This window comes from Caballeronia sp. GACF4 (genome assembly GCF_023631025.1).
GTDB lineage: Bacteria > Pseudomonadota > Gammaproteobacteria > Burkholderiales > Burkholderiaceae > Caballeronia.
The window spans coordinates 157,331-183,500 of record NZ_JALQDW010000014.1 but is presented as its reverse complement, the minus strand read 5'-3'; the positions used below and the strand labels follow the sequence as shown (position 1 = coordinate 183,500).

Here is a 26,170-nt window from a genome sequence, read left to right as displayed (position 1 = left end):
TTTTCCGGGTCGTTGGAAAATCGGCGGCGAGAACCCGATATAATTCGTCGATATTCTTTCGTCAGGTTCGCATCGCTCGATGCGAGATCTTCATGCTTTTTCCCTCAGAATTTGATGTGATCGTCGTTGGCGGTGGTCACGCGGGCACCGAAGCGGCGCTTGCATCGGCGCGAATGGGCTGTCGGACGCTGCTCCTGACGCATAACATCGAGACGCTTGGCCAGATGAGCTGCAATCCGTCGATCGGCGGCATCGGAAAAGGACATCTCGTCAAGGAAGTCGATGCGTTGGGCGGCGCGATGGCTGCCGCCACCGACGAGTCCGGTATTCAGTTTCGCATTCTCAATTCGTCGAAGGGTCCTGCAGTGCGAGCCACGCGCGCTCAAGCCGACCGCATTCTTTACAAGCAGGCAATACGCCATCGGCTGGAAAATCAGCCGAATCTCTGGCTGTTCCAGCAAGCCGTTGACGATTTGATGGTGGAAGGCGACCGCGTCGTTGGTGCCGTTACGCAAGTCGGGCTGCGGTTTCGCGCGCGCGCCGTGGTTCTAACGGCGGGGACGTTCCTCGACGGCAAGATCCACGTGGGGTTGAACAACTACGTGGGCGGCCGCGCGGGCGATCCTGCTGCGATATCTTTATCCGCACGTCTTAAAGAACTGAATTTGCCGCAGGGCCGACTAAAGACGGGGACGCCACCGCGCATCGACGGCCGCACGATCGATTTTTCGAAGCTTGAAGAGCAGCCGGGCGATTTGGATCCGGTTCCGGTTTTCTCTTTTCTTGGCCGCGTTGAGCAGCATCCGCGTCAGGTGCCGTGCTGGGTGACGCACACGAACGCTCAAACGCACGACATTATTCGATTGGGCTTGGATCGGTCGCCGATGTACACAGGGGTAATTGAAGGCGTTGGGCCGCGCTATTGCCCGTCGATTGAAGACAAAATCCATCGGTTTGCGTCGAAGGACGCACATCAAATCTTCCTGGAGCCGGAAGGGCTGACTACGAACGAGTTCTATCCCAATGGAATTTCGACGAGTCTGCCTTTCGATGTCCAGTTAAATCTTGTGCGTTCCATGCGTGGTCTCGAACACGCCCATATCTTGCGTCCTGGCTATGCAATCGAATACGACTACTTCGATCCGCGTGCGCTGAAGGCTTCGCTGGAAACGAAATCCATTGGTGGGCTTTTCTTCGCCGGACAGATCAACGGCACGACGGGTTATGAGGAAGCTGCCGCGCAGGGACTACTAGCCGGCATAAATGCAGGGCTTCAAGTGCAAGGCAGGGATGCCTGGACGCCCCGCCGTGATCAAGCGTACTTGGGTGTATTGGTCGACGATTTGGTGACGCGCGGAGTTTCTGAGCCGTATCGAATGTTCACAAGCCGTGCGGAATATCGTCTGTCTCTACGTGAAGATAACGCGGATATGCGCCTGACCGAAGCAGGGCGGGAGCTTGGAGTCGTAGATGACGTCCGGTGGGATGCTTTCAGCCGCAAGCGCGACGCTGTTTCACGTGAAACAGAGCGTCTGCGCTCCACGTGGGTGAACCCTAAGACGCTTTCCGCTGAAGAGGCGACCGCATTACTCGGCAAGCCGATCGATCACGAGTACAGTCTGGCCGACCTGCTACGACGCCCTGGTGTCTCGTACGATGGCGTCTGCGCTTTGCGCAATGGGGAATGCGGCTCAGCCGAATCGCTTGCCGATGATCCAGTTCTGCTCGCGCAGATCAAAGAACAGATCGAGATTGGCGTGAAGTACCAAGGCTATATCGACCGGCAAGCGGACGAGATCGTGCGCAACGGAGCGCAAGAGAACACGCGGTTACCAGAGGCGATCGACTACAGCGAAGTGCGCGGCCTTTCGTTTGAGGCGCGACAAAAGTTAACGCAGCATCGTCCAGAAACGATCGGGCAGGCTTCGCGTATTCAGGGCATCACGCCGGCTGCCATCTCACTGCTCATGGTGCATCTCAAGCGCGGCCTCGGCCGGCGCGGACGCGGCGCAGGCAGCGATCAGGATCAGGCCAGCAGCAACCCGGTGGTTCAATGAAGGACCAAAACGAATCGCTGGCTAACTTGCTCAACCGAGGTACGACTGAACTCGAGCTTGCGCTGACTTCATCGCAGAAACAGCAGCTACTCGATTACGTCGCGCTGCTGGGCAAATGGAACGCCGTCTACAACCTGACGGCGATCCGCGATCCGAAGCAAATGCTCATTCAGCATATTCTCGATTCGCTTGCCATCGTTCCGATGCTCGTGGCGCACCAACCAAAATCGATTTTGGATGTCGGTTCGGGCGGCGGCCTGCCGGGCATCGTGCTGGCAATCGTCTTACCCAACGTGAAAGTGACGCTGAACGATATCGTCCACAAGAAGACCGCCTTTCAGTCGCAAGCGAAGGTTCAGTTGGGTTTGGCGAATCTCTCCGTCGTGACCGGACGTGTTGAGAATCTGCGGCCGGGTTGCGAAGTCCCGGGAAAATTCGACGTAATTGTCTCGCGCGCGTTCGCAGACCTCGCGGATTTCGTTACACTTGCGCGTCATCTGGTTGCGGAGGACGGCCGGATTCTCGCGATGAAGGGCTTGCAACCGGACGACGAAATCGCGCGTCTGCCAGATGGCGCGACGGTAGAGCGCATCGAGCGTCTGAATGTTCCGATGCTCGATGCCGAGCGCCACTTGATCCATGTAGCCGTCGGCGCGCAGTAACACGTCGCGGGCGCTTTCGTCACGGCCGTAAACGGCAGCTGATCTTCTGACAGCGAAGAAACGAGGACATAAAACGATGGCAAAAATCTTCTGCGTCGCAAATCAGAAGGGCGGCGTTGGAAAGACCACCACGGCGGTCAATCTCGCGGCAAGTCTCGCGGGCCTTGATCAACGCGTTCTACTCATCGATCTGGACCCGCAGGGGAACGCGACGATGGGCAGTGGCGTCAATAAAGGCGCATGTGAGAAGACAATCTACGAAGTGTTAGTCGACGGGGTCACACTACGTGAGGCGGTAGTGCGACCGGAGAGCGTGGGATACCACGTTCTGCCTGCGAATCGTGAACTCGCTGGCGCGGAAGTCGAGCTTGTGGATATGGATGACCGCGAGCACATTCTTCGCTCGGCCATCGCGCAAATAGTCGATGACTATGACTTCATCTTGATTGATTGTCCGCCTGCATTGTCGCTGTTGACATTGAATGCGTTGTGCGCCGCGCATGGCGTCGTCATTCCAATGCAGTGTGAATACTTCGCGTTGGAAGGCTTGTCGGATCTGGTGAGCACCATCAAGCAGATCCACGCGAACCTCAACCGCGATCTGAAAGTGATCGGACTGTTGCGTGTGATGTTCGATCCGCGCATCACCTTGCAGCAGCAAGTGTCCGAACAGTTGAAGGAACACTTTGGCGACAAGGTTTTCGATGTCGTCATTCCACGCAACGTGCGCCTTGCCGAGGCGCCGAGTTACGGCCTGCCAGGCGTGGTGTTCGACAAGTCGTCGCGTGGCGCGCAGGCGTATATCCAGTTCGGCACGGAAATGATCGAGCGCGTACGCGCGCTGTAACGCAAACCCATTCGATCTGGCGGACGACGCCAACGGAGGAATCGAAATGAGCGCTGTGATGAAGAAGAAGGGTTTGGGCCGAGGCCTGGATGCATTGCTCGGCGGCAGCGTCGACATTACCGAAGCCGTACGCGGCGAAGGCACGCCGTCAGTCCTGTCGCTCGACAAGCTGCAGGCGGGCAAGTATCAGCCGCGTACCCGAATGGACGAGGGCGCGTTGCAAGAGCTCGCCGCGAGTATTCGCGCGCAAGGCCTCATGCAGCCGATTCTCGTGCGCTCCGTCGGCGCGGATCAGTACGAGATCATCGCGGGCGAGCGACGTTTTCGCGCGGCGCGTCTGGCTGGGCTCGACGAAGTGCCGGTGCTGGTGAAGAACGTGCCCGATCAGGCCGCCGCCGCGATGGCGCTGATCGAAAACATCCAGCGGGAGGATCTGAATCCGCTGGAAGAGGCGCAGGGTATCCAGCGCCTGCTCGACGAATTCACGTTCACGCACGAGCAGGCGGCCGAAGCGGTCGGGCGATCGCGTAGCGCGGTATCGAATCTGCTGCGTCTCTTGAACCTCGCCACGCCCGTTCAGACGATGCTGCTCGCAGGCGATCTCGACATGGGCCACGCACGCGCGCTGCTCGCCGTCGATGCCGCCACGCAGATTCAATTGGCTAATCACGTGGTGAATCGCCGCTTGTCGGTGCGTGAAACGGAGCGCCTCGTCGCCGCGACGACGAAGGAAGCGCCGGCAGTCAAGGCGCGTCCCGCGAACGATGGCGGCCGTGACACGCGCAGGCTCGAAGAAGAGTTGTCGGATCTGCTCGCGGCGAGCGTGAAGATCAAGCTGGGCGGACGAGGACGCGGCAAGGTGATGATCGATTTCGGCAACCTCGACGCGCTCGAAGGCATTCTGAGCAAACTACGCGGCAGCATTGAAGCGCCTAATTCGGCCGCGTGAGTCTTGTCGGAATACAACGTCAAGCAATCGCGCTCCGACCTCCTGACGCGCGTCTGGAGGACTGTCAGTAAAGAGCCGGTCCTCGCCATTCTCGTGCTCGCGCTCGGCGTGTTGCAAGTGGTTCATCCGCGCTCGTGGGCTTCGCTGCCAGGTCTTGTGGATTGGCAGACCGTGCTCACGCTCGCCGGCCTGCTCATCCTGACCAAAGCGATCGAATTGTCAGGATTCCTGATGTGGGCCGCGTATCGGCTGGTGCATCACATCCACGGCGAACGCGGCCTGGCGCTGCTGCTCGTCGCGCTGGCGGCGGCGCTGTCCACGGTGCTGACCAACGATGTCGCGTTGTTCGCGGTCGTGCCGCTCGCGCTATCGCTGCATCGGCTCGCGCCCTTGCCCATCAAGCGTCTCGTCATCGTGATCGCGTTGTCGGTGAACGCGGGATCGATCCTCACGCCGCTCGGCAATCCACAAAACCTTTTCCTCTGGCAGACGAGCGGCGTTTCCTTCGGCGCGTTCGTCTGGGCGTTGCTGCCGCTTTGCGCGGTCCTCATGCTCATGCTCGGCGCCGTGACTTGCGCGATGTTTCGCAACGCGCCGCTCGACCTTTCTGGCGATGCCGAAGAGCACGGCGTCGACCGTGTGTTATGCGGTGTGAGCGTGCTTGCGTTCGCTGGCTTCGTCGCACTGGCCGACGCGCATCATGCCGGGCCCGGCCTCGCCGTCCTTGCTGTCGCGTTCCTGCTTTGGCGCCGCGAAGTCGTCTTGAAGATCGACTGGCTGCTTCTGCTCATCTTCATGCTGATGTTCATTGTGCTGCGCAGCGCAGCCGCGTTGCCGGCCATCCACGGCTTCATCGCGCAGTTGGGCATCGGCACGCCGATGCGTGCTTATGCTGCGGGCGCGGTGCTGTCGCAGGCCATCAGTAACGTGCCGGCGGCCATCGTGCTCGCCGAGTTTTCGAAGGACTGGCGCGCGCTTGCGTTCGGCGTGAGCGTCGGTGGTTTTGGGGTGGCAATCGGCTCGCTCGCCAATCTCATCGCCGTGCGTCTGTCGGGCGAGAAGGGCATGTGGGGTCCGTTTCACCTCGTTTCGATCCCTTTCTGGTTTGTTGCAGTGCTTGTTGGATGGGCGCTCATCTGAGTTTCGCGACGCAATCTCACGTCGTCTGAAAATCTGCTTGTAACCGCAAGAAAAGTCTCGCTTTCGAGACCATTTTTTAAGCTTTGTCCGCTTGGCTTTTGACGCACCTAAACTATTGAATCCCCGAGGACAATCGCTTACAATCCCCCGGATTTATCAGCTAGGCCACCTAGAAAGCGCGGCGAAAGCGCAGGGTGGTTTCCGAACTGTCGGTTGATGTGTTGAAGGGGTTTGAAGACGGTGCGAGAGCAGAATCGAGCGCCGGTGGGCGGGCAAGACAGCGCTCAAAACAAACGCGGAGACATTCACGCTTCAGGAAATCAGCCCCGCAGTTCGTCTGACGACTCGTGGGACGCCGAGGCGCAAGATAACAATATCGTTCCGCTCACGCGGGGCCAGGCAGAGAAGCTGTTCGGTCCTGATGTGAGTCGTCCATCGCGGGTCACGCCTTTCAAGGTAGTGGCCGCGCAAATGGTTTTGTCCCTGGGTGCGACGCTGTTGTGGTGGCTGTTCTACAAGCCGCCGGGCGATGCTGCGCTGTCCGCCTTCCTCGGAGGCGCGATCTGCTGGCTGCCCAGTGCACTGTTCGCGGCGCGCCTGAAGGCGAAGAGCGGAGCCGAGACCATCATGAGTTGGATGATCGGCGAAGCGATGAAAATGGGAGCGACGATTGCTATGTTCGTAGCGGTCGCCTTCTGGTACAAGAGCGCGCTGTGGTTGCCTTTGCTCGTTACGTACATCGTCGCGTTGAAGACTTACTGGCTGGCCATGGCTTTGCGTTGACCTCCAGGGTAATCGCCAGCCCGAAGTCAAGTATGTAGCATCACACATGAAAGCGCGGTTATGAACGCCGCGCTCGGGCCGGACGCCCGGAGCCGCAACGCGAAGCGGTGGCTCGGATAAGCGTCTGGCGACGAAAGATTTTTGACAATTTGGGTGGCTTTAACGATATGGCAGCTAGCGAAGGAACGCACGCTCTGGACCCGTCCGAGTACATTGCGCACCACTTGCAGAATCTTTCCACGCACACACAGACGTCGATTTTCGACATCCACGTCTGGAATCTGGACACGCTGTTCTGGTCCATCGTGTGCGGTCTCCTGACCATCGTCATTCTCGGTATCGCGGCGCGCCGCGCGACGTCCGGTGTTCCCGGACGTTTCCAGTGCGCGATCGAGATGCTCGTCGAAATGGTCGAAGATCAGTCGAAGTCGATGATCCACGGCAGCCGCCGCTTCATCGCTCCGCTCGCGCTGACCGTGTTCGTCTGGGTCGCCCTGATGAACTCGCTCGACTTCATCCCCGTGGATCTGCCAGGCCGCGTGATTGGCTGGCTGGGCCTCGAACAAGTGCTGCCGCATCATCGCATCGTGCCCACGGCCGATTTGAACGGCACGCTCGGCATCGCGCTCGGCGTGTTCGTGCTGATGATCTACTACAACCTCAAGATCAAGGGCGCAGGCGGCTTCGTGCACGAGCTGCTGTCCGCTCCGTTTGGCGCGCATCCGCTTCTGTGGATTCCGAATCTTGCGCTGAACATCATCGAGTTCGTCGCCAAGACGGTTTCGCTCGGCATGCGGCTTTTCGGCAACATGTACGCGGGTGAGCTGCTGTTCCTGCTGATCGCGCTGCTCGGCAGCATGTGGCACTTCGGCGCGGACGCCTCTGTACTTGGCTTTATCGGCCATGTGGTCGCGGGTACGGTCTGGGCGATCTTCCACATTCTGATCGTGCTGCTGCAAGCGTTCATCTTCATGATGCTGACGCTCGTGTACATCGGTCAGGCGCACGACTCTCACTAAAGAGTGTTCGCGGCAGGTCCAGAATCGCTTAGGTTTTAGTTTTCAATTTTTATAAATCCAGTTCCAAAGTCTTTAATCAAAGGAGTGAACATGAACGCTTTCATCGCCAACATCCAGGGTCTGACCGCCATCGGTATCGGCATCATCATCGGCCTGGGTGCAATCGGCGCCTGTATCGGTATCGGCCTGATGGGCGGCAAGTACATTGAAGCATGCGCCCGCCAGCCGGAACTGATGAACCCGCTCCAGACCAAGATGTTCCTGCTGGCTGGTCTGATCGACGCGGCGTTCCTGATCGGCGTTGGTGTGGCAATGCTGTTTGCGTTCGCGAACCCGCTGCTCTCGAAGCTCGCAGGCTGAGGTTCCTCGGAAGTGTGCGTCTCTTCTTGCGATGAGACGCAAGACGGAACGGGTGAGGCGCTGATCGAGCACAACGGGCCGATGAGCGCCTTTTAACCGTTTCACTCTCCGACTAAGCAACGTTTAAGGAAACACCGTGAATCTCAACGCAACCCTGTTTGCGCAAATGGTCGTGTTTCTGATCCTCGCGTGGTTCACGATGAAGTTCGTGTGGCCGCCGTTGATCAATGCCCTCGACGAGCGCTCAAAGAAGATTGCCGACGGCCTCGCCGCCGCCGACAAGGGCAAGGCGGAACTCGAAGCCGCGCATAAGCGCGTCGACCAGGAACTCGCGCAGGCTCGCACGGACGGTCAGCAACGTATCGCTGACGCCGAAAAGCGCGCCGCAGCCGTCGCCGAAGAAATCAAGGCCAACGCTCAGGCTGAAGCCGCGCGCATCGTCGCGCAAGCCAAGGCGGACGCCGAACAGCAAGTCGTCAAGGCGCGCGAGTCGCTGCGCGCGGAAGTCGCGGCCCTGGCCGTGAAGGGCGCCGAGCAAATTCTGAAGCGCGAAGTCGATCAGAAGGCTCACGCCGATCTGCTGAATCAACTCAAAACCGAGCTCTGATCATGGCCGAACTTGCAACCATCGCTCGTCCTTACGCAGAAGCGCTGTTCCGCGTAGCCGAGAGCGGCGATCTCGCGGGCTGGTCCACTTTCGTCGAGGAACTGGCCCAGGTTGCGCGTCTGCCCGAAGTGCAGTCGGTCGCCTCGAGCCCGAAGGTGAGCCGCGATCAAGTAGCGGATCTGCTGCTGTCCGCAGTGAAGTCGCCTTTGGCTCAAGGCAATGTACAGGCGAAGAATTTCGTCGGCATGCTGGTGGACAATCATCGTCTGTCGCTGCTGCCTGAAATCGCCGTGCAGTTCGACGAGCTGAAGAACGCCCGCGAAGGTGCGGCCGACGCGCTGATCGTAAGCGCGTTCCCCTTCGAAGGCGAACAATTGAACGACCTAGTCGCAAGCCTTGAACGCAAGTTCGAGCGCAAGCTGAAACCGACCGTCGAAGTCGATCAGTCGCTGATCGGCGGCGTTCGCGTGACGGTTGGCGACGAAGTGCTCGATACCTCGGTCCGCGCGCGCCTCGCCAGCATGCAGACGGCTCTGACCGCCTGACGCTTCGTTAGAAGCGAATCGCTGGCACGCAACAGAATTGACTATCAGGAGCGAATAATGCAACTCAATCCCTCTGAGATCAGCGAGCTGATCAAGAGCCGGATCCAGGGCCTTGAAGCGAGCGCGGATGTTCGCAACCAGGGCACCGTGATCTCCGTGACCGACGGTATCGTGCGTATTCACGGCCTGTCGGACGTGATGCAGGGTGAAATGCTCGAGTTTCCGGGCAACACCTTCGGCCTCGCGCTGAACCTCGAACGCGACTCCGTCGGCGCCGTTATTCTCGGCCAGTACGAGCACATCTCGGAAGGCGACATCGTCAAGACGACGGGCCGCATTCTCGAAGTGCCGGTCGGTCCGGAACTGATCGGCCGCGTGGTCGACGCGCTGGGTAACCCCATCGACGGCAAGGGTCCGGTCAACGCGAAGATGACCGACGCAATCGAAAAGATTGCTCCGGGCGTGATCTGGCGTAAGTCGGTGTCGCAGCCGGTGCAAACGGGTCTGAAGTCCATCGACTCGATGGTGCCTATCGGCCGTGGTCAGCGCGAGCTGATCATCGGCGACCGTCAGTGCGGCAAGACCGCGGTGGCTGTCGACGCGATCATCAATCAGAAGGGCAAGGACCTTTTCTGTATCTATGTCGCGATCGGCCAGAAGGCTTCGTCGATCATGAACGTGGTGCGCAAGCTCGAAGAAACCGGCGCAATGGCTTACACAATCGTCGTGGCGGCTTCGGCTTCGGAATCGGCCGCGATGCAATACCTCGCGCCGTACGCCGGTTGCACGATGGGCGAATACTTCCGCGATCGCGGCCAGGACGCGCTGATCGTTTATGACGATTTGACCAAGCAAGCATGGGCGTATCGCCAGATTTCGCTGCTGCTGCGCCGTCCGCCGGGTCGTGAAGCGTATCCGGGTGACGTGTTCTATCTGCACTCGCGTCTGCTCGAGCGTGCGGCTCGTGTTTCGGAAGACTACGTCGAGAAGTTCACCAATGGCGAAGTGAAGGGCAAGAGCGGTTCGCTGACGGCACTGCCCGTCATTGAAACGCAAGCCGGCGACGTGACCGCGTTCGTTCCGACGAACGTGATCTCGATTACCGACGGCCAGATCTTCCTGGAAACCGACTTGTTCAACGCCGGTATCCGCCCTGCCATCAACGCGGGCGTTTCGGTGTCGCGCGTCGGTGGTGCGGCTCAGACCAAGGTCATCAAGAAGCTGTCGGGCGGTATTCGTACCGACTTGGCGCAGTATCGTGAACTGGCTGCGTTCGCGCAGTTCGCGTCGGACCTGGACGAAGCCACCCGCAAGCAGTTGGAGCGCGGTCGCCGCGTGACGGAACTGCTGAAGCAGCCGCAGTATCAGCCGCTTCAAGTGTGGGAACTCGCTGTGGCGCTGTTCGCGGCTAACAACGGCTACCTCGACGATCTGGAAGTTGCGCAAGTGCTGCCGTTCGAAAAGGGCCTGCGCGAATACCTGAAGACGAGCCATGCCGATCTGGTTAAGCGCATCGAAGACAATAAAGACTTGTCGAAGGACGACGACGGCGCACTGCATACCGCGCTGAAGGACTTCAAGAAGTCGGGCGCTTATTGATCGGGACTGAGGAGCAACGCGCGGTGCATCGACCGATGAACACCGCGCGGCTTCGATCAAGGAGTAAGCAATGGCTGGAATGAAGGAAATTCGCGGCAAGATCAAGAGCGTGCAGAACACGCGCAAGATCACGAAAGCGATGGAAATGGTCGCCGCATCGAAGATGCGCCGCGCCCAGGAGCGCATGCGTTCCGCCCGTCCGTATGCCGACAAGGTCCGTGCAATCGCGGCGCACATGAGCGCGGCGAACCCTGAGTATCGTCACCCGTTCATGGTGAAGAACGAAGGCGCGAAGACGGCCGGCCTGATCCTCGTCACGACCGACAAGGGTTTGTGCGGCGGCATGAACACGAACGTGCTGCGTGCGTCGTTGCAGCGCATCAAGGAGCTGGAGCAGACCGGCGTGTCCATCGAAGCGTCGGCTATCGGCGCCAAGGGTCTCGGCTTCCTGAACCGGCTGCGCGCCAAGGTCGTGTCGCAAGTCACACATCTGGGCGACACGCCGCATCTGGAAAAGCTGATCGGCGCGGTGAAGGTGCAGCTCGACTTGTATTCGGAAGGCAAGATCAACGCGGTGTACCTGGGGTACACGCGCTTCGTCAATACGATGAAGCAGGAAGCGGTGATCGAGCAATTGCTGCCGTTGACGGCCGAAGATCTGCAGCAGAAGGCAGACGAAGCCGCGATTGCGAACGACACGCCGAAGACCTCGTGGGACTACATCTACGAGCCGGACGCTCAAACCGTGGTGGACGAATTGCTCGTGCGCTACGTCGAGGCGCTGGTTTATCAGGCGGTGGCGGAAAACATGGCGTCGGAACAATCGGCGCGCATGGTCGCAATGAAGGCCGCGTCGGATAACGCGAAGACCGTGATCAACGAACTGCAGCTCGTCTACAACAAGAGCCGCCAGGCCGCGATTACGAAAGAATTGTCGGAAATCGTCGGCGGCGCCGCTGCGGTCTGATCTTGATGACCGCGTGAAAGAACACAGTATCTAAAGGAAATGCGATGAGTACTACTGCTTTGGTAGAAGGCAAGATCGTACAGTGCATCGGCGCCGTTATCGACGTGGAATTTCCGCGCTCGCACATGCCGAAGATTTACGACGCGCTCATTCTGGAAGGCACCGAGCTGACGCTGGAAGTCCAGCAGCAGTTGGGCGACGGCGTGGTCCGCACCATCTGTCTGGGTGCATCCGACGGCTTGCGCCGCGGCACGATCGTGAAGAACACGGGCAACCCCATCAGCGTGCCGGTCGGCAAGCCGACGCTTGGCCGCATCATGGACGTGCTCGGCCGTCCGATCGACGAAGCCGGTCCTATCGAATCGACCGCCACGCGTTCGATTCACCAGCTCGCGCCGAAGTTCGACGAGCTGTCGCCTTCGACCGAACTGCTCGAAACGGGCATCAAGGTTATCGACCTGATCTGCCCGTTTGCCAAGGGCGGTAAGGTTGGCCTGTTCGGCGGCGCCGGCGTGGGCAAGACCGTGAACATGATGGAACTCATCAACAACATCGCGAAAGAACACGGCGGTTATTCCGTGTTCGCCGGTGTGGGTGAGCGTACCCGCGAAGGGAACGACTTCTATCACGAAATGAAGGACTCGAACGTTCTCGACAAGGTCGCGCTGGTGTACGGCCAGATGAACGAGCCGCCGGGCAACCGTCTGCGCGTGGCGCTGACCGGCCTCACGATGGCCGAGCACTTCCGTGACGAAGGTCTCGACGTGCTGTTCTTCGTCGACAACATCTACCGTTTCACGCTGGCGGGCACGGAAGTGTCGGCACTGCTCGGCCGTATGCCGTCGGCAGTGGGCTATCAGCCGACGCTGGCTGAAGAAATGGGCAAGCTGCAAGAGCGCATCACGTCGACCAAGACCGGTTCGATCACGTCCGTTCAGGCCGTGTACGTCCCTGCGGATGACTTGACCGACCCGTCGCCGGCTACGACTTTCGGCCACTTGGACGCAACGGTCGTGTTGTCGCGTGACATTGCATCGCTGGGTATCTATCCGGCAGTGGACCCGCTCGATTCGACCTCGCGTCAGATCGACCCGAACGTGATCGGCGAAGAGCACTACTCGATCACGCGCGGCGTGCAGCAAACGCTGCAGCGTTACAAGGAATTGCGCGACATCATCGCGATTCTGGGCATGGACGAACTCGCGCCGGAAGACAAGCTCGCCGTGGCGCGCGCTCGTAAGATCCAGCGTTTCCTGTCGCAGCCGTTCCACGTTGCTGAAGTGTTCACGGGCTCGCCGGGCAAGTACGTGCCGCTGAAGGAAACCATTCGCGGCTTCAAGATGATCGTCGAAGGTGAGTGCGATCATCTGCCGGAGCAGGCGTTCTACATGGTTGGCACGATCGACGAAGCCTTCGAAAAGGCCAAGAAGATTCAGTAACGGTCGGGTGTAGACGAAGCGGGCGCGGATCTCAAAACTCCGCGCCTTCGTAATACGCTCAGGAGTCGATATGGCAACCATCAAAGTAGACGTCGTCAGCGCGGAAGAGCAGATCTTCTCGGGCCAGGCGAAGTTCGTCGCGCTGCCGGGCGAAGCAGGTGAACTCGGCATTTTGCCGGGCCACACGCCGCTCATCACGCGCATTCGTCCGGGCGCGGTGCGCATCGAAGCGGAAGACGGTTCGGAAGAGTTCGTTTTCGTCGCAGGCGGAATCCTCGAGATTCAGCCGGGCGTCGTGACCGTTCTTGCCGATACCGCCATTCGCGGCGCCGATCTGGACGAAGCGAAGGCCGAGCAAGCAAAGAAGCGCGCGGAAGAAGCGTTGCAGAACACGGGCTCGAACCTTGAATACGCGACCGCGCAAGCGGAACTCGCGTACGCAACGGCACAGCTCGCCGCCATTCAGCGTCTGCGCAAGCTTGGCTCGAAGCACTAAGCCAGCGCGCTTGTAGCGAATCGAAGAAAGCAGCCTCCGGGCTGCTTTTTTTATAGCGAGTCCGGGTTGCTTCCCGGCAAATCTGCATGACCGTTGTGCACCCCGATTGCGGGTAACACTTGATGCCAGCGCCGCTTGCCACCGTGCAAAATAGCCTTCCAAACAGCCTACGTCCGTGAGGCTGCATATCTTGCACGGTCGATAGCGGAGACCCTTCGATGGCAACTCAACCGACGCAGGCCAGCGCGCAAGTCGAACCGCGTGACGGTCTTTCCTACGTCCGCGGCGTGACCGACACGCCCTTGAGCGACGCCACCGTTTCGCGCTTTCTTCTCGATACCGCGCGCCGCTTTCCCGGGCGTCCCGCTGTCGTGTTTCGTGAGCAGAACATCCGCTGGACCTGGCGTGAGTTCGCCGACGAGATCGACGTGCTTGCGAGCGGCTTGCTTGCGCTTGGCATCGAAGCAGGCGACCGCGTCGGCATCTGGTCGCCGAATCGCGCGGAATGGCTGCTGACGCAATTTGCGACGGCGCGCATCGGTGCCGTGCTGGTGAATATCAATCCGGCTTATCGGCTTGCCGAACTGGAATACGCACTGAACAAGGTCGGCTGCAAGGCGATCGTCGCGGCGGAGCAGTTCAAGTCGTCGAAATATCTGGAGATGTTGCAGACGCTCGCGCCGGAGCTCGCCCATGCGCAACCGAACGCGCTAAATGCGGCGAAGCTGCCGGACCTGCGCGCCATCATCCGAATGGGCGAAGGCAAGACGCCCGGCATGCTCAACTTCGACGCGTTGATGGAAGAAGGCCGCGCGCTCGTCGATACCGCCAAGCTCGATGCGCTCGAAGCCAAACTCGCCGCCGACGAAGCGATCAACGTGCAGTTCACGAGCGGCACGACGGGCAATCCGAAGGGCGCGACGCTTACGCATCGGAACGTGGTGAACAACGCGCGCTATATCGCGATGGCCATGCGCCTCACCGAGAACGACTCGCTGTGCATTCCCGTGCCGCTTTACCACTGCTTCGGCATGGTGCTCGCGGTGCTGGCTTGCGTATCGACCGGCTGCGCGATGGTGTTCCCCGGCGAGGCATTCGATCCCGCCGCGACGCTCGCCGCCGTGCACGAGGAGCGTTGCACGGCGCTACACGGCGTGCCGACGATGTTTATCGCCGAACTCGATCATCCCGAGTTCGCGAATTACGACTTGAGCCGGCTGCGCACGGGCATCATGGCGGGCTCGCCGTGCCCCATCGAAACGATGAAGCGTGTGGTCTCCACCATGCATTTGAGCGAGATCACCATCGCTTACGGCATGACGGAGACAAGTCCGGTTTCGTTTCAAAGCTCGACCACCGACCCGCTCGACAAACGCACGACCACTGTCGGGCGCGTTCAGCCGCATCTGGAGGTGAAGATCATCGACCCGCTCGGCGAAATCGTGCCGGTCGGCCAGACGGGCGAACTGTGCACGCGCGGCTATTCGGTGATGAAAGGCTATTGGGGCGACGACGCAAAGACGCGCGAGGCGATCGTCGATGGCTGGATGCACACCGGCGACCTCGCGACGCTCGACGCCGAAGGGTACTGCAACATCGTCGGACGCCTGAAGGACATGCTGATTCGCGGAGGCGAAAACGTCTATCCGCGCGAGATCGAGGAATTTTTGTTCCGCCATCCGAAGGTGCAGTCGGTGCAGGTGTTCGGCGTCCCGGACGAAAAGTATGGCGAAGAGGTGTGCGCCTGGGTCGTGCTGCGTCCGGGCGAGATGGCCAGCGCCGACGAGATCCGCGACTTTTGCCAAGGACAAATCGCGCACTACAAGATTCCGCGATACATCCGGTTCGTCGACGAATTGCCGATGACGGTAACAGGCAAGGTCCAGAAGTTTGTGATGCGCGCGCAGATGATCGACGACCTGAAGCTTGCGGAAGCCAAAACGGCGTAATTGAAACGACGAAGGGAGCGCTAATACGCGCTCCCATCCTGTCATGGCACGAAACGTTCGGCGGCGAAACTCGCAACTAGCGCAAACGTTTGTGCAGGCGAAAAAAAAGCGGGCCTGGAGCCCGCTAAAAACCACACGCTACGGGGTTAGCGCGAGGAGACCAAAGGTGGGATTCGATTCAACGTCAAATCGAAGAACGATCCCAACACTGATGTCCCTTTCAGAGATTCGCCCAAGGCGACCACCGGAAAGCGCCGCATTTGCAACCGCGCGCCCGGACACATCCGTGTTGAAACCGTTTGAACAGATTGTGGGCGAATTGATTCTGACCCGCCGTAACAAAGTGTTTCAGGTTGTAACCCCCGTCCCATAAGGCTCTCGTTAAATTTTCGGTCGCGGATGCGTACAAAGCCGTGCAGATATTGTCAGTTATTAAGCTGATTTATTCGATCCGCTAAAACTCCCGGAGTTTTTCCGGTTATATGGGCCGCTGCGTTAATCGGCATTTTCCGGGAAAATCGAACGGGCGCACGTATGAAATCGATACTCATTCGGCCTGAACCGCCAAAACTTCCCGTAAAAGACGCACTTGGAGACTCGTATGACCATTGACGCCGCTCTGCTTCGCTACTACGCCACCGTCGCCGAAGCTTTTCCGCCGCTCGGTCCCGATGCCGACGCGAAGGCAGTGCGCGAGCGCTTCAGCGAAGTGGCGAAAGCCTACGCCCCGGCCCCGGACGAAACCATTTTCGTCGAGGACATCGAAATTCCGCTTGCCGGGCGCACGCTTGCCACGCGCATCTATAAGCCGAAGTCGGCGAACGGTCCACTGCCGCTTATCGTCTACTTTCACGGCGGTGGCTGGGTGGTCGGCGATATCGAGACGCATGATGCGCTGGTCGCCCGCCTCGCGCGCGATTCGCAATGCGCAGTCGCGAGCGTCGATTATCGGCTGGCGCCGGAGCATCCATTTCCCGCGCCTTGCGACGATGCCCTCGACGCGCTGATCTGGCTCGCCGAACATCGTTCTCGGCTTGGCTTCGCGACGGACCGGCTGGCTGTCGGTGGCGATAGCGCGGGTGCGCATCTCTCGGTGGTCGCGGCGCGCGGTGCGAACGAGCGCGTGGCCGGTCTCGTCAGTCTCCAGCTTCTGCTGTATCCGGTGATGCGGCGGCAATTCGAGAGCGCGAGCTGTCTTGCAAACGCGAACGGCCCCGGCCTCACCAACGACGAGATGAAGTGGTACTGGACTCAGTTCCTGTCCGGCGTGATGCCCGACGCCCATGACGTGCGCGCCTTTCCGCTCGCCGAGCCGTTCGAGCGGACGCCTGCGCCGGCGTTGATCGTCGCGGCAGCCTACGACCCGCTTTACGACGATGCCCACGAACTCAAGCGCTTCCTCGAAACCAACGGCGGCCGCGTCGAATTGATCGACGCCGCGGACATGACGCACGGCTTTGGCCGCATGCATCCGCGATCCGAAGCCGCGCTTGCCTGGCTGCGTCGAATCGGCGAGCGCGCGGGCGAGTGGTTGCGCGCCGCGCGCTGATCGTTCATTTGAGCCACTTGTCCACTACAGCCTGAAACTCGCCCGAACCGCGCGCGAGGTGCAACCACTGGTCGACGTACTGCTGCCAGACGACATCGCCGCGCGGCAGCAGATACGCCTTTTCGCCGAACTGGAACGGTTTGTCCGGATGCACGGTGCATAGGCCTGGATTGAGCTTCTGCTGAAGCAGCGTTTCCGAGGCATCCGTGACCATGACATCTGCCTTGCCGTCCAGAATCTGCTTGAAGATCGTGACGTTGTCCGGGTACTCGATCAACTGCGAATGCGGGAAGAACTGCTTGGCAAAGCGCTCGTTCGTGCCGCCGGGATTCACGATCGTGCGCACGTTCGGCTGATCGATCTGTTCGACGGTCTGATACTTGTCCACGTCATCGCAGCGAACAATTGGCGTTTTGCCGTCCTCCATATATGGCGCGGTGAAGAAGGCGCGCTTCTGCCGGTCGAGTGTCGTCGATACGCCGCCGACCGCGATATCGCACTTGTCGATGAAATCGTTCATCAGGTTCGACCACGAAGTCTTCACGTATTCCGCCTTGGCGCCAAGCGACTTCGCGAGGCTTTCCGCCAGGTCGATATCGATGCCTTCGAACTGTCCGTCCGTACGCAGGAACGTGTACGGCTTGTAGTCGCCGGTCGTGCAGACGCGCAGCGTGTGGCGCCCGAGGATGTCGTCGAGCCGCGTGGGCGGCGCGACGGGCGGCGGAGGCGCGGGCACGGTGCCGACACTTCCCGCCTGCACCGTTTGAGCAAGTGCGGTGGTGGACATCGACCCGGCAAAGACGGCGATTGCGACACTAATGGACGTTAAAAACGCGCGTTTCATCGATTCTCCGTGTTCTATTCGTATTGGTTGCCGCCGTCGATCATAACGAGCGCGCGTGAGTCTGAACATCACTCTCAGCCGCCGATGACGCGCGCATCGTCCGGTAGAATGGACGATTCCCCGCATTTAGCATCGAGCGCCGTGGCCCACACTCTCCTGAACGACACCTTTCTGCGCGCGCTCTTGCGGCAGCCGACCGAATACACGCCGATCTGGCTAATGCGTCAAGCCGGGCGCTATCTGCCCGAGTACAACGCCACGCGCGCACGCGCAGGCAGTTTCCTCGGTCTTGCGAAGAATCCCGATTACGCCACCGAAGTGACGCTTCAGCCGCTCGAACGTTATCCGCTCGACGCGGCGATCCTCTTCTCCGACATCCTCACCATTCCCGACGCAATGGGCCTCGGGCTGAACTTCGTGCAAGGCGAAGGTCCGCGTTTCGAACGCACGGTGCGCACCGAAGACGACGTAAAGCGCTTGGCCGTGCCGGACATCGACGCCACGCTGCGCTATGTCACCGACGCCGTTAGCCAGATTCGCCGCGCGCTCACCGACGCGGAAGGCCGTCAGCGGGTACCGCTCATCGGCTTCTCGGGCAGTCCGTGGACGCTTGCGTGCTACATGGTGGAAGGCGGCGGCTCGGACGATCATCGCACCGTGAAATCGATGGCTTATTCGCGGCCCGATCTCATGCACCGCATTCTCGATGTGAACGCGCAAGCGGTTGTCGCATATCTCAACGCCCAGATCGAAGCCGGCGCGCAGGCGGTCATGATCTTCGATACCTGGGGCGGCGCACTCGCCGACGGCGCGTATCAACGCTTCTCGCTCGACTACATCGCGAAGGTCGTCGCAGGCCTCAAGCGCGAGCACGACGGCGCGCGGGTCCCGGTTATTACGTTCACGAAGGGCGGCGGGTTGTGGCTTGAGCAGATCGCGTCAATCGGCGTGGATGCTGTCGGGCTGGACTGGACAGTGAACCTCGGCGCGGCGCGCGAGAAAGTGGGCGCTCGCGTGGCGTTGCAGGGCAATATCGATCCGAGCGTGCTGTTTGCGCCGCCCGAGGCGATTCGTGCCGAAGCGCGTGGTGTGCTGGAAAGCTTCGGCAATCATCCGGGACACGTCTTCAATCTCGGCCACGGCATTTCGCAGTTCACGCCGCCCGAACACGTTGCCGAGCTGGTCGATGAAGTCCATTCGCACAGCCGGGCGATGCGCGCGGCCACGTTGGTACGCTAAGCGGTATGTTGCAGTGCAGCGCGATACCGTCGGGTGCAGCGTTTTAGAAATCGTCGGATTTGTCTGAAACGCCCGCCCTTGGTGGGATCGAAAGATGTCAAGACAGCAGTTATACACATTTTGTACGTTGCGGCGCGCCATCAGACATATCGCCATCCGCGATCAATTAAATGTCGCTATTTGTTGCGTAAGTGCCTGTTTGCATTAATGTTTGTTGTGGTCTGCCCGAAATGTGGGCCGACGCACATAAGTGATCGGTGGCACGGTTTGCGGCAGCCCGTAATGCACTTCTCAACAAAGTTATCCACAGGCCTGTGGAAAGCATCGGAAATCTAAAAATAATCTTCGGTTTACCAGCGATTCTGATGTTTTACTTTAAGTTCGTCGCGCGAAGCCTGATGTCATTGTCGGAAAGCCCGCCGTGGCTTGCCGAAAGGCGTCGCGTGGCATGAGCGGCCTCTATGTGCGCGTCGCTATCGATCAGCCGATGTCCGTGCTGTTCGATTACGTCTATCAACTCGACGTCGAGCCTGTGGTCGGCTCGTTGGTGCAGGTGCCGTTCGGGCGGCGCGACGTCGTTGGGCTCATCTGCGAGATCGCGACCTCAACCGACGTCCCCGCCGACAAACTGCGCCACGTAACCGCCATCTGCGATGCCTGCGCGCCGCTTTCCGCCGAATGGATCGGGCTCGCGACGTTCGCGGCGGAATACTATCAACGCGGGCTCGGCGAAGTTGCGCTGCCCGCTTTGCCGCAAGCTCTACGCGACGCATCGCGCTGGAACCGCCTATTCGCGGTCGAGCCGCGTTACCGGATGCTGGCAGCCGGACGAGCCGAACTTCCGGATGCCTTGCCCGCGCGGGCGAGCGCGTTGCGGCGGCTGGCGGAAGCGCTGGGATCGAGCGAGACGCTGGGTTTGTCCGAAGCGCGCGCCGTACATCCCAAGGCAAGCGCGACTTTCGACGAATGGCTGACGCGCGGCTGGATCGAAAGCGTTGAAGACGCATCGCCGGCGGATCACGCGCCGACGCTCGCGGCGACCGAAGCGCCGCCGCGCCTGACCGACGAGCAACGCGAAGCCGTCGATGCCATCGCGAGCGCGCAAGGCTTCGCGCCTTTTCTGCTGCACGGCGTGACGGGCAGCGGCAAGACCGAGGTTTATCTGCACGCGCTTGCCGCGCTGCTCGCCAGACAAGCGGATGCGCAGGCGCTCGTGCTCGTGCCCGAAATCAACCTGACACCGCAGTTCGAGGCGGCGTTCCGCAATCGTTTTTCGATGCTTGCGCCCGGTTCCATCGTCACGATGCACAGCGGTCTTGCCGAGGGCGAACGCGCCCGCAACTGGCTCGCGGCACACACGGGAAGCGCGCGCATCGTGCTTGGCACGCGCCTCGCGATCCTCGCGTCGCAGCCAAAACTGGCGATGATAGTCGTCGATGAAGAGCACGACCCGGCGTACAAGCAGCAAGAAGGGTTGCGTTATTCCGCGCGCGATCTGGCCATCTATCGGGCGAAGCAGCTTGGTATTCCCGTCGTGCTCGGGTCGGCGACGCCATCGCTCGAAACCTGGTGGCAGGCGGAGCAGGGCCGCTACACGCGCCTGACGCTCAAGCGCCGCGCCGTCGCTGATGCGGCGTTGCCAAGCGTGCGGCTCATCGATCTCGAAGAGGAAAGGCAGCGCGGGCGCGCGTCCGTGGAAGGCTTGTCGGGCCCGCTCATCGCAGCGCTGAAGGCGCGTCTGGAACGCGGCGAACAGAGTCTCGTGTTCCTGAATCGGCGCGGCTATGCGCCGATTCTGTCGTGCGACGCCTGCGGCTGGGTCGCGGGCTGTCCGCGATGCAGCGCCTACGCCGTGCTTCACAAGCCCGAGCGCGCGTTGCGCTGTCACCATTGCGGCTGGGAATCGCGCATTCCAAAGGCATGCCCGGAATGCGGCAACATCGATATCGCGCCAATGGGACGCGGCACGCAACGCGTGGAGGAAACACTCGCGAGCGTGGTTCCCGGCGCACGGGTGTTGCGCATCGACGCGGACAGCACGCGGCGCAAGGGCAGCGCGCAGGCGCTTTTCTCGGATGTCCATGCAGGCGAGGTCGATATTCTCGTCGGCACGCAGATGATTGCGAAGGGCCACGACTTCCGCCGTGTGACGCTCGTGGGTGTCCTAAACGCCGACACCGCGCTTTTTTCTCACGACTTTCGCGCAAGCGAACGGCTTTTCGCGCAACTGACGCAGGTGAGCGGCCGCGCGGGTCGCGCCGGACTTCCCGGCGAAGTGATGATTCAGACGCGATATCCGCGTCACGCGCTGTATCAGGCGTTATCGCGGCAGGACTACGTGGGATTCGCCAACGCGACGCTCGCGGAACGTCGCGACGCGCGTCTGCCGCCATTCGTCTATCAGGCCATGCTGCGCGCGGAAGGCCGCACGCTCGAAGCGGCGCTGGCGTTTCTCGGGCAGGCGGCGGCCGCCTTCGCGCCCTTGCCGGGCGCGGACCGCGTGACGGTCTACGATGCCGTGCCGCTGACCATCGTGAAAGTGTTCAACGTGCACCGCGCGCAATTGCTGCTCGAAAGCAGCTCGCGGGCTGCGCTGCAATCCGCCCTGCGCGCGTGGCAACCGGCGTTGCGCGCGCTGAAGGGCGTACTGCGCTGGAACGTGGAAGTGGATCCGCTGGACGTCTAATACTCGGCGCGCGTGGCGCTTCCAGATGCGGATTCGAGGTCGTCGTGCAGATCGTCCGAACGGCCTACGTGCGGCGATGCGCCTCGCACAAACAAGACGACGCACACTGCGAACATCACCCAAACGCTGGCTATCACCATCCAAGTGCTCATGCTCGTTATTCTCCGAGAGCCCCGCGGTGGTCCTCCGCGGAATGTGGCGCCGACGGCGCGCATGGCGTTTATATCGGCTGCACTCGGGCAATTACTTAGGGCATGTCCCAAAATAAAAACGCCTAGGGAAACTACTAGGTGATTTCCGCCAATGTCCGTTCGGCGTTGCATCCCGCAAAGCCTTGTCCCACAAGGGTTCCAACATGGTGCAACCCTCTCGAAATTGTCGGTTGCACCTTTTATTTCAGCGGAGTACGATTCGCCAACTTTTAGGTCTACGGCCGGGTGAGCACGTCCGGCAAACGAAGGAATCATGGCGAGCACAACCCTTGGCGTCAAAGTCGACGATCTGCTGCGTTCACGGCTCAGAGATGCCGCGACCCGGCTCGAGCGCACTCCTCACTGGCTCATCAAGCAGGCGATCTTCGCCTATCTGGAGCGTATCGAGCATGGTCAGCTTCCGCCGGAACTCTCGGGCACGAACGGCTCGGGCGAAGCGGGCGAGACCGTAGCCGTCGAGGGCGATGACGACAGCGCGCCGCAACCTTTCCTCGATTTCGCGCAGAACGTGCAACCGCAGTCGGTGTTGCGCGCGGCGATCACGGCGGCGTATCGTCGCCCGGAACCCGAATGCGTGCCGTTCCTGATCGGACAAGCGCGCTTGCCGGCCAGCGTTTCCGCCGATACCGAAAAGCTCGCGACCAGACTCGTCGAAGCCTTGCGCGCGAAGAGTACGGGCGGCGGCGTGGAAGGGTTGATCCACGAGTTCTCGCTGTCGAGTCAGGAAGGCGTTGCGTTGATGTGTCTCGCCGAAGCGCTGCTGCGCATTCCCGACCGCGCGACCCGCGACGCGCTCATCCGCGACAAGATCAGCAAGGGCGACTGGCGTTCGCACATGGGCCAGGCGCCGTCGCTGTTCGTGAATGCGGCGACGTGGGGCTTGATGATCACCGGCAAGCTCGTCACGACGAATAGCGAAGCCGGTTTGTCGTCGGCGCTGACGCGCATGATCGGCAAAGGCGGCGAGCCGCTGATCCGCAAGGGTGTGGACATGGCGATGCGCCTCATGGGCGAGCAGTTCGTCACCGGCGAGACCATCTCCGAAGCGCTCGCGAACAGCCGCAAGTTCGAGGCGCGCGGTTTCCGCTATTCCTACGACATGCTGGGCGAAGCAGCGACCACCGAGGAAGACGCGCAGCGTTACTACGCGTCCTACGAGCAGGCGATTCACGCTATCGGCAAGGCGGCGGGCGGGCGCGGCATCTACGAAGGCCCGGGCATCTCGATCAAGCTCTCGGCGCTGCATCCGCGTTATTCGCGTTCGCAGCAGGAACGCACCATGAGCGAACTGCTGCCGCGCGTGCGCGCGCTGGCGCTGCTCGCGCGTCGTTACGACATTGGCCTGAACATCGACGCGGAAGAAGCGGATCGCCTCGAAATCTCGCTCGATCTGCTCGAAGCGCTGTGCTTCGACCCGGCGCTCGCGGGCTGGAACGGCATCGGCTTCGTGGTGCAGGGTTATCAGAAACGCTGCCCGTTCGTGATCGATTACCTGATCGACCTGGCGCGCCGCAGCCGGCATCGGCTGATGATTCGTCTCGTGAAGGGCGCGTATTGGGATACCGAAATCAAGCGCGCGCAAGTGGACGGACTCGAAGGCTATCCGGTTTATACGCGCAAGATCTATACGGACATCTCGTATCTTGCCTGCGCGAAAAAACTGCTGGGCGCGCCGGATGCCGTCTATCCGCAGTTCGCGACGCACAACGCGTTCACGCTGTCGGCTATCTATCACCTCGCGGGACAGAATTACTATCCCGGCCAGTACGAGTTTCAGTGCCTGCACGGCATGGGTGAACCGCTCTATGAAGAAGTCACGGGCCGCGACAAGCTGAACCGGCCATGCCGCGTGTATGCGCCGGTCGGCACGCACGAAACGCTGCTCGCGTATCTCGTGCGGCGTCTGCTCGAAAACGGCGCGAACACATCGTTCGTGAACCGTATTGCCGATGAATCCATCCCCGTGAAGGATCTCGTCGAAGACCCGATCGACGAAGCGCAGAAGATCGTGCCGCTCGGCGCGCCGCACGCGAAGATTCCGCTGCCGCGTCAGTTGTACGGCGACGAGCGGCCCAATTCGATGGGTCTGGACTTGTCGAACGAGCATCGCCTGGCGTCGCTGTCGTCGGCGTTGCTCGCGAGCGCGAATCATCAGTGGCGCGCCGAGCCGATGCTCGAAGGCGACGATCCGCACAACGGCGTCGCACGCGACATTCGCAATCCCGCCGATCTGCGCGATCTCGTCGGCACGGTGGTGGAAGCGTCGAAGGAACAAGTTGGCGCCGCGATCGCCAACGCCGTGGCCGCCGCGCCGATCTGGCAAGCGACGCCCGTCGATGACCGCGCCGACTGCCTCACGCGCGCCGCCGACTTGCTCGAAGCGCAGATGCACACGCTGATGGGCCTCGTCGTGCGCGAAGCGGGCAAGTCGCTCGCGAACGCGGTATCGGAAATTCGCGAGGCTATCGACTTCCTGCGCTATTACTCCGCACAAATTCGCGAGGAATTTTCGAACGACACGCATCGTCCGCTCGGACCGGTGGTCTGCATCAGCCCGTGGAACTTCCCGCTCGCGATTTTCATGGGTCAGGTCGCGGCGGCGCTCGCGGCTGGCAATCCGGTGCTCGCGAAGCCAGCCGAGCAAACGCCGCTGATCGCCGCGCAAGCCGTGCGCATTCTGCGCGAAGCGGGCGTGCCGCCGGGCGCCGTGCAACTGTTGCCGGGCAACGGTGAAACCGTGGGCGCAGCGCTCGTCGCCGACCCGCGCACGCGCGCCGTGATGTTCACCGGCTCGACCGAAGTCGCGCGCCTCATCAACAAGACGCTGTCCGAACGGCTCGATCCGGACGGCCGCCCGATTCCGCTCATCGCCGAAACCGGCGGCCAGAACGCGATGATCGTCGATTCCTCGGCGCTTGCGGAACAGGTCGTCGCGGACGTCATGCAGTCGTCGTTCGACTCGGCGGGTCAACGCTGCTCGGCGCTACGCGTTCTTTGTCTGCAAGACGATGTCGCGGATCGCACGCTCGAAATGCTGACCGGCGCGATGAAGCAACTCGCGGTGGGCAATCCTGACCGGCTGTCGGCGGATGTCGGTCCCGTGATCGATGCCGACGCGAAACGCGGCATCGACGCGCACGTTGCGCAGATGCGCGAGAAGGGCCGCAAGGTCGTGCAACTGCCGCTGCCGGACGGTTGCGCGCAAGGCACATTCGTGCCGCCGACGCTGATCGAACTCGACGGCATCGACGAACTCAAGCGCGAGGTCTTCGGCCCGGTGCTTCATGTGGTGCGTTACCGCCGTTCGTCTCTTGATAAACTCCTCGACCAAATTCGGTCGACCGGTTATGGACTGACGCTCGGCATCCATACGCGGATCGACGAAACCATCGCGCATGTCATCTCGCGCGCGCACGTGGGCAACATCTACGTGAACCGCAATGTGATCGGCGCGGTGGTCGGCGTGCAGCCGTTCGGCGGGGAAGGTTTGTCGGGCACGGGTCCGAAGGCGGGCGGCGCGTTGTACTTGCAGCGCTTGCTGGCCAAGCGTCCCACTGGATTGCCGAAGTCGCTGGCAAGCGCGCTCGTGGTGGACAAGGCGGCATCCGCCGATGCCCCGACCGCCGCTCTCACGGCGCTGCGCGACTGGTCCATCGGCGAACGCGATCCGCAGACCGCGGCGCGTTGCGACGGTTATCTGCAACACGTGCTCGCGGGCGCGACGGCCGTGCTGTCCGGTCCGACCGGCGAGCGCAACACGTACACGCTCGGCGCGCGCGGCACGGTGCTGTGCGTGGCGGCAACCCCGAGCGGCGCGCGGGCGCAGTTTGCCGCCGTGCTGGCAACGGGCAACAAGGCGCTGTTCGCCGGTTCGGCGGGCGAGCAGTTGGCGGCGTCGCTGCCGGCATCGCTCAAGCCGTATGCGGCGGTCAGGAAAGACGCGGCGGCGGAGTTCGACGCCGTGCTGTTCGAAGGCGACAGCGATGAACTGTTGTCGCTCGTGAAGGAAGTCGCGAAGCGCCCGGGACCGATCGTATCGGTGCAGGGCGTGGCGGCGGGAACATTTGCCGATGCTGATCATGACGGCGAAGACTATGCGCTCGAACGTCTGCTGACGGAACGCTCGGTGAGCGTGAACACGGCGGCGGCGGGCGGCAATGCGAATTTGATGACGATCGGTTGAGAAGTATCCTCTCGCGCTCGATTCAAACAAACGGCAGC

20 protein-coding genes are annotated in these 26,170 nt (G+C 61.3%); 19 read left to right on the top strand and 1 reads right to left on the bottom strand.

The window, feature by feature from the left end; translation table 11 throughout:
• Positions 1-92 precede the first annotated feature (92 nt).
• The 16 genes from mnmG to NCR40_RS13305 all read left to right on the top strand — a co-directional run bounded on the left by mnmG (position 93) and on the right by NCR40_RS13305 (position 16,968).
• A complete protein-coding gene (mnmG, locus tag NCR40_RS13380; RefSeq protein ID WP_250509678.1) occupies positions 93-2,057 on the top strand; it encodes a tRNA uridine-5-carboxymethylaminomethyl(34) synthesis enzyme MnmG in 1,965 nt (654 codons plus the stop codon).
• Positions 2,054-2,719, top strand: coding sequence for a 16S rRNA (guanine(527)-N(7))-methyltransferase RsmG (gene rsmG, locus NCR40_RS13375; RefSeq protein WP_250509677.1), 666 nt, complete (start codon positions 2,054-2,056; stop codon positions 2,717-2,719). The genes mnmG and rsmG overlap by 4 nt, the downstream gene beginning before the upstream one ends.
• A gap of 76 nt (positions 2,720-2,795) precedes the next feature.
• The gene (locus NCR40_RS13370) at positions 2,796-3,566 is read left to right on the top strand and encodes a ParA family protein (RefSeq protein ID WP_250492835.1); all 771 of its coding nucleotides are present in this window, start codon (positions 2,796-2,798) and stop codon (positions 3,564-3,566) included.
• Positions 3,567-3,612: 46 nt separating this feature from the next.
• Positions 3,613-4,515 carry a ParB/RepB/Spo0J family partition protein gene (locus tag NCR40_RS13365; RefSeq protein WP_250509676.1) on the top strand — a complete coding sequence of 301 codons (903 nt, stop codon included), beginning with the start codon at positions 3,613-3,615 and terminating at the stop codon, positions 4,513-4,515.
• A gap of 3 nt (positions 4,516-4,518) precedes the next feature.
• Entirely contained in the window at positions 4,519-5,655 is a 1,137-nt protein-coding gene (locus tag NCR40_RS13360) for an SLC13 family permease (protein WP_502800981.1), read from the top strand.
• Between the two features lie 303 nt (positions 5,656-5,958).
• Positions 5,959-6,438, top strand: coding sequence for an ATP synthase subunit I (locus tag NCR40_RS13355; protein WP_250509722.1), 480 nt, complete (start codon positions 5,959-5,961; stop codon positions 6,436-6,438).
• 167 nt (positions 6,439-6,605) lie between these two features.
• Complete coding sequence (atpB, locus tag NCR40_RS13350; RefSeq protein WP_244826610.1) at positions 6,606-7,457, top strand: F0F1 ATP synthase subunit A; 852 nt, start codon at positions 6,606-6,608, stop codon at positions 7,455-7,457.
• Between the two features lie 90 nt (positions 7,458-7,547).
• Positions 7,548-7,817 carry a F0F1 ATP synthase subunit C gene (atpE, locus tag NCR40_RS13345; protein WP_244826609.1) on the top strand — a complete coding sequence of 90 codons (270 nt, stop codon included), beginning with the start codon at positions 7,548-7,550 and terminating at the stop codon, positions 7,815-7,817.
• Between the two features lie 136 nt (positions 7,818-7,953).
• Positions 7,954-8,424, top strand: a complete 471-nt coding sequence (locus NCR40_RS13340) for a F0F1 ATP synthase subunit B (RefSeq protein WP_244826608.1) — start codon at positions 7,954-7,956, stop codon at positions 8,422-8,424.
• 2 nt (positions 8,425-8,426) lie between these two features.
• Complete coding sequence (locus NCR40_RS13335) at positions 8,427-8,969, top strand: F0F1 ATP synthase subunit delta (protein ID WP_250466184.1); 543 nt, start codon at positions 8,427-8,429, stop codon at positions 8,967-8,969.
• Between the two features lie 57 nt (positions 8,970-9,026).
• The gene (gene atpA / locus NCR40_RS13330) at positions 9,027-10,568 is read left to right on the top strand and encodes a F0F1 ATP synthase subunit alpha (RefSeq protein ID WP_244826606.1); all 1,542 of its coding nucleotides are present in this window, start codon (positions 9,027-9,029) and stop codon (positions 10,566-10,568) included.
• A 70-nt stretch (positions 10,569-10,638) separates the two neighbouring features.
• The gene (gene atpG, locus NCR40_RS13325; protein WP_244826605.1) at positions 10,639-11,535 is read left to right on the top strand and encodes a F0F1 ATP synthase subunit gamma; all 897 of its coding nucleotides are present in this window, start codon (positions 10,639-10,641) and stop codon (positions 11,533-11,535) included.
• 44 nt (positions 11,536-11,579) lie between these two features.
• Entirely contained in the window at positions 11,580-12,974 is a 1,395-nt protein-coding gene (atpD, locus tag NCR40_RS13320) for a F0F1 ATP synthase subunit beta (protein WP_244826604.1), read from the top strand.
• A gap of 70 nt (positions 12,975-13,044) precedes the next feature.
• Positions 13,045-13,470, top strand: coding sequence for a F0F1 ATP synthase subunit epsilon (locus tag NCR40_RS13315; protein WP_244826603.1), 426 nt, complete (start codon positions 13,045-13,047; stop codon positions 13,468-13,470).
• A 218-nt stretch (positions 13,471-13,688) separates the two neighbouring features.
• Positions 13,689-15,419 carry an AMP-binding protein gene (locus NCR40_RS13310; protein ID WP_250509675.1) on the top strand — a complete coding sequence of 577 codons (1,731 nt, stop codon included), beginning with the start codon at positions 13,689-13,691 and terminating at the stop codon, positions 15,417-15,419.
• 601 nt (positions 15,420-16,020) lie between these two features.
• Positions 16,021-16,968, top strand: coding sequence for an alpha/beta hydrolase (locus NCR40_RS13305; RefSeq protein ID WP_250509674.1), 948 nt, complete (start codon positions 16,021-16,023; stop codon positions 16,966-16,968).
• 4 nt (positions 16,969-16,972) lie between these two features.
• On the opposite strand, the gene NCR40_RS13300 is transcribed toward NCR40_RS13305, so the two are convergent.
• Positions 16,973-17,812: a transporter substrate-binding domain-containing protein gene (locus tag NCR40_RS13300; protein WP_250509673.1), complete on the bottom strand. Its 840-nt coding sequence runs from the start codon at positions 17,810-17,812 to the stop codon at positions 16,973-16,975.
• Positions 17,813-17,953: 141 nt separating this feature from the next.
• Here NCR40_RS13300 and hemE point away from each other — a divergent pair, with 141 nt between their 5' ends.
• The 3 genes from hemE to putA all read left to right on the top strand — a co-directional run bounded on the left by hemE (position 17,954) and on the right by putA (position 26,132).
• The gene (hemE, locus tag NCR40_RS13295; RefSeq protein WP_250509672.1) at positions 17,954-19,051 is read left to right on the top strand and encodes a uroporphyrinogen decarboxylase; all 1,098 of its coding nucleotides are present in this window, start codon (positions 17,954-17,956) and stop codon (positions 19,049-19,051) included.
• Between the two features lie 448 nt (positions 19,052-19,499).
• Positions 19,500-21,737, top strand: a complete 2,238-nt coding sequence (locus tag NCR40_RS13290; RefSeq protein ID WP_250509671.1) for a primosomal protein N' — start codon at positions 19,500-19,502, stop codon at positions 21,735-21,737.
• A gap of 465 nt (positions 21,738-22,202) precedes the next feature.
• A complete protein-coding gene (putA, locus tag NCR40_RS13285; protein ID WP_250466173.1) occupies positions 22,203-26,132 on the top strand; it encodes a trifunctional transcriptional regulator/proline dehydrogenase/L-glutamate gamma-semialdehyde dehydrogenase in 3,930 nt (1,309 codons plus the stop codon).
• Positions 26,133-26,170 lie beyond the last annotated feature (38 nt).

What these genes read in the sequence shown, in the direction of transcription:
- mnmG (WP_250509678.1), top strand. Translation starts at nt 93, where the DNA reads ATGCTTTTTCCCTCAGAATTTGATGTGATCGTCGTTGGCGGTGGTCAC.
- rsmG (WP_250509677.1), top strand. Translation starts at nt 2,054, where the DNA reads ATGAAGGACCAAAACGAATCGCTGGCTAACTTGCTCAACCGAGGTACG.
- NCR40_RS13370 (WP_250492835.1), top strand. Translation starts at nt 2,796, where the DNA reads ATGGCAAAAATCTTCTGCGTCGCAAATCAGAAGGGCGGCGTTGGAAAG.
- NCR40_RS13365 (WP_250509676.1), top strand. Translation starts at nt 3,613, where the DNA reads ATGAGCGCTGTGATGAAGAAGAAGGGTTTGGGCCGAGGCCTGGATGCA.
- atpB (WP_244826610.1), top strand. Translation starts at nt 6,606, where the DNA reads ATGGCAGCTAGCGAAGGAACGCACGCTCTGGACCCGTCCGAGTACATT.
- atpE (WP_244826609.1), top strand. Translation starts at nt 7,548, where the DNA reads ATGAACGCTTTCATCGCCAACATCCAGGGTCTGACCGCCATCGGTATC.
- NCR40_RS13335 (WP_250466184.1), top strand. Translation starts at nt 8,427, where the DNA reads ATGGCCGAACTTGCAACCATCGCTCGTCCTTACGCAGAAGCGCTGTTC.
- atpA (WP_244826606.1), top strand. Translation starts at nt 9,027, where the DNA reads ATGCAACTCAATCCCTCTGAGATCAGCGAGCTGATCAAGAGCCGGATC.
- atpG (WP_244826605.1), top strand. Translation starts at nt 10,639, where the DNA reads ATGGCTGGAATGAAGGAAATTCGCGGCAAGATCAAGAGCGTGCAGAAC.
- atpD (WP_244826604.1), top strand. Translation starts at nt 11,580, where the DNA reads ATGAGTACTACTGCTTTGGTAGAAGGCAAGATCGTACAGTGCATCGGC.
- NCR40_RS13315 (WP_244826603.1), top strand. Translation starts at nt 13,045, where the DNA reads ATGGCAACCATCAAAGTAGACGTCGTCAGCGCGGAAGAGCAGATCTTC.
- NCR40_RS13310 (WP_250509675.1), top strand. Translation starts at nt 13,689, where the DNA reads ATGGCAACTCAACCGACGCAGGCCAGCGCGCAAGTCGAACCGCGTGAC.
- NCR40_RS13305 (WP_250509674.1), top strand. Translation starts at nt 16,021, where the DNA reads ATGACCATTGACGCCGCTCTGCTTCGCTACTACGCCACCGTCGCCGAA.
- NCR40_RS13300 (WP_250509673.1), bottom strand. Translation starts at nt 17,812, where the DNA reads ATGAAACGCGCGTTTTTAACGTCCATTAGTGTCGCAATCGCCGTCTTT.
- NCR40_RS13290 (WP_250509671.1), top strand. Translation starts at nt 19,500, where the DNA reads ATGAGCGGCCTCTATGTGCGCGTCGCTATCGATCAGCCGATGTCCGTG.
- putA (WP_250466173.1), top strand. Translation starts at nt 22,203, where the DNA reads ATGGCGAGCACAACCCTTGGCGTCAAAGTCGACGATCTGCTGCGTTCA.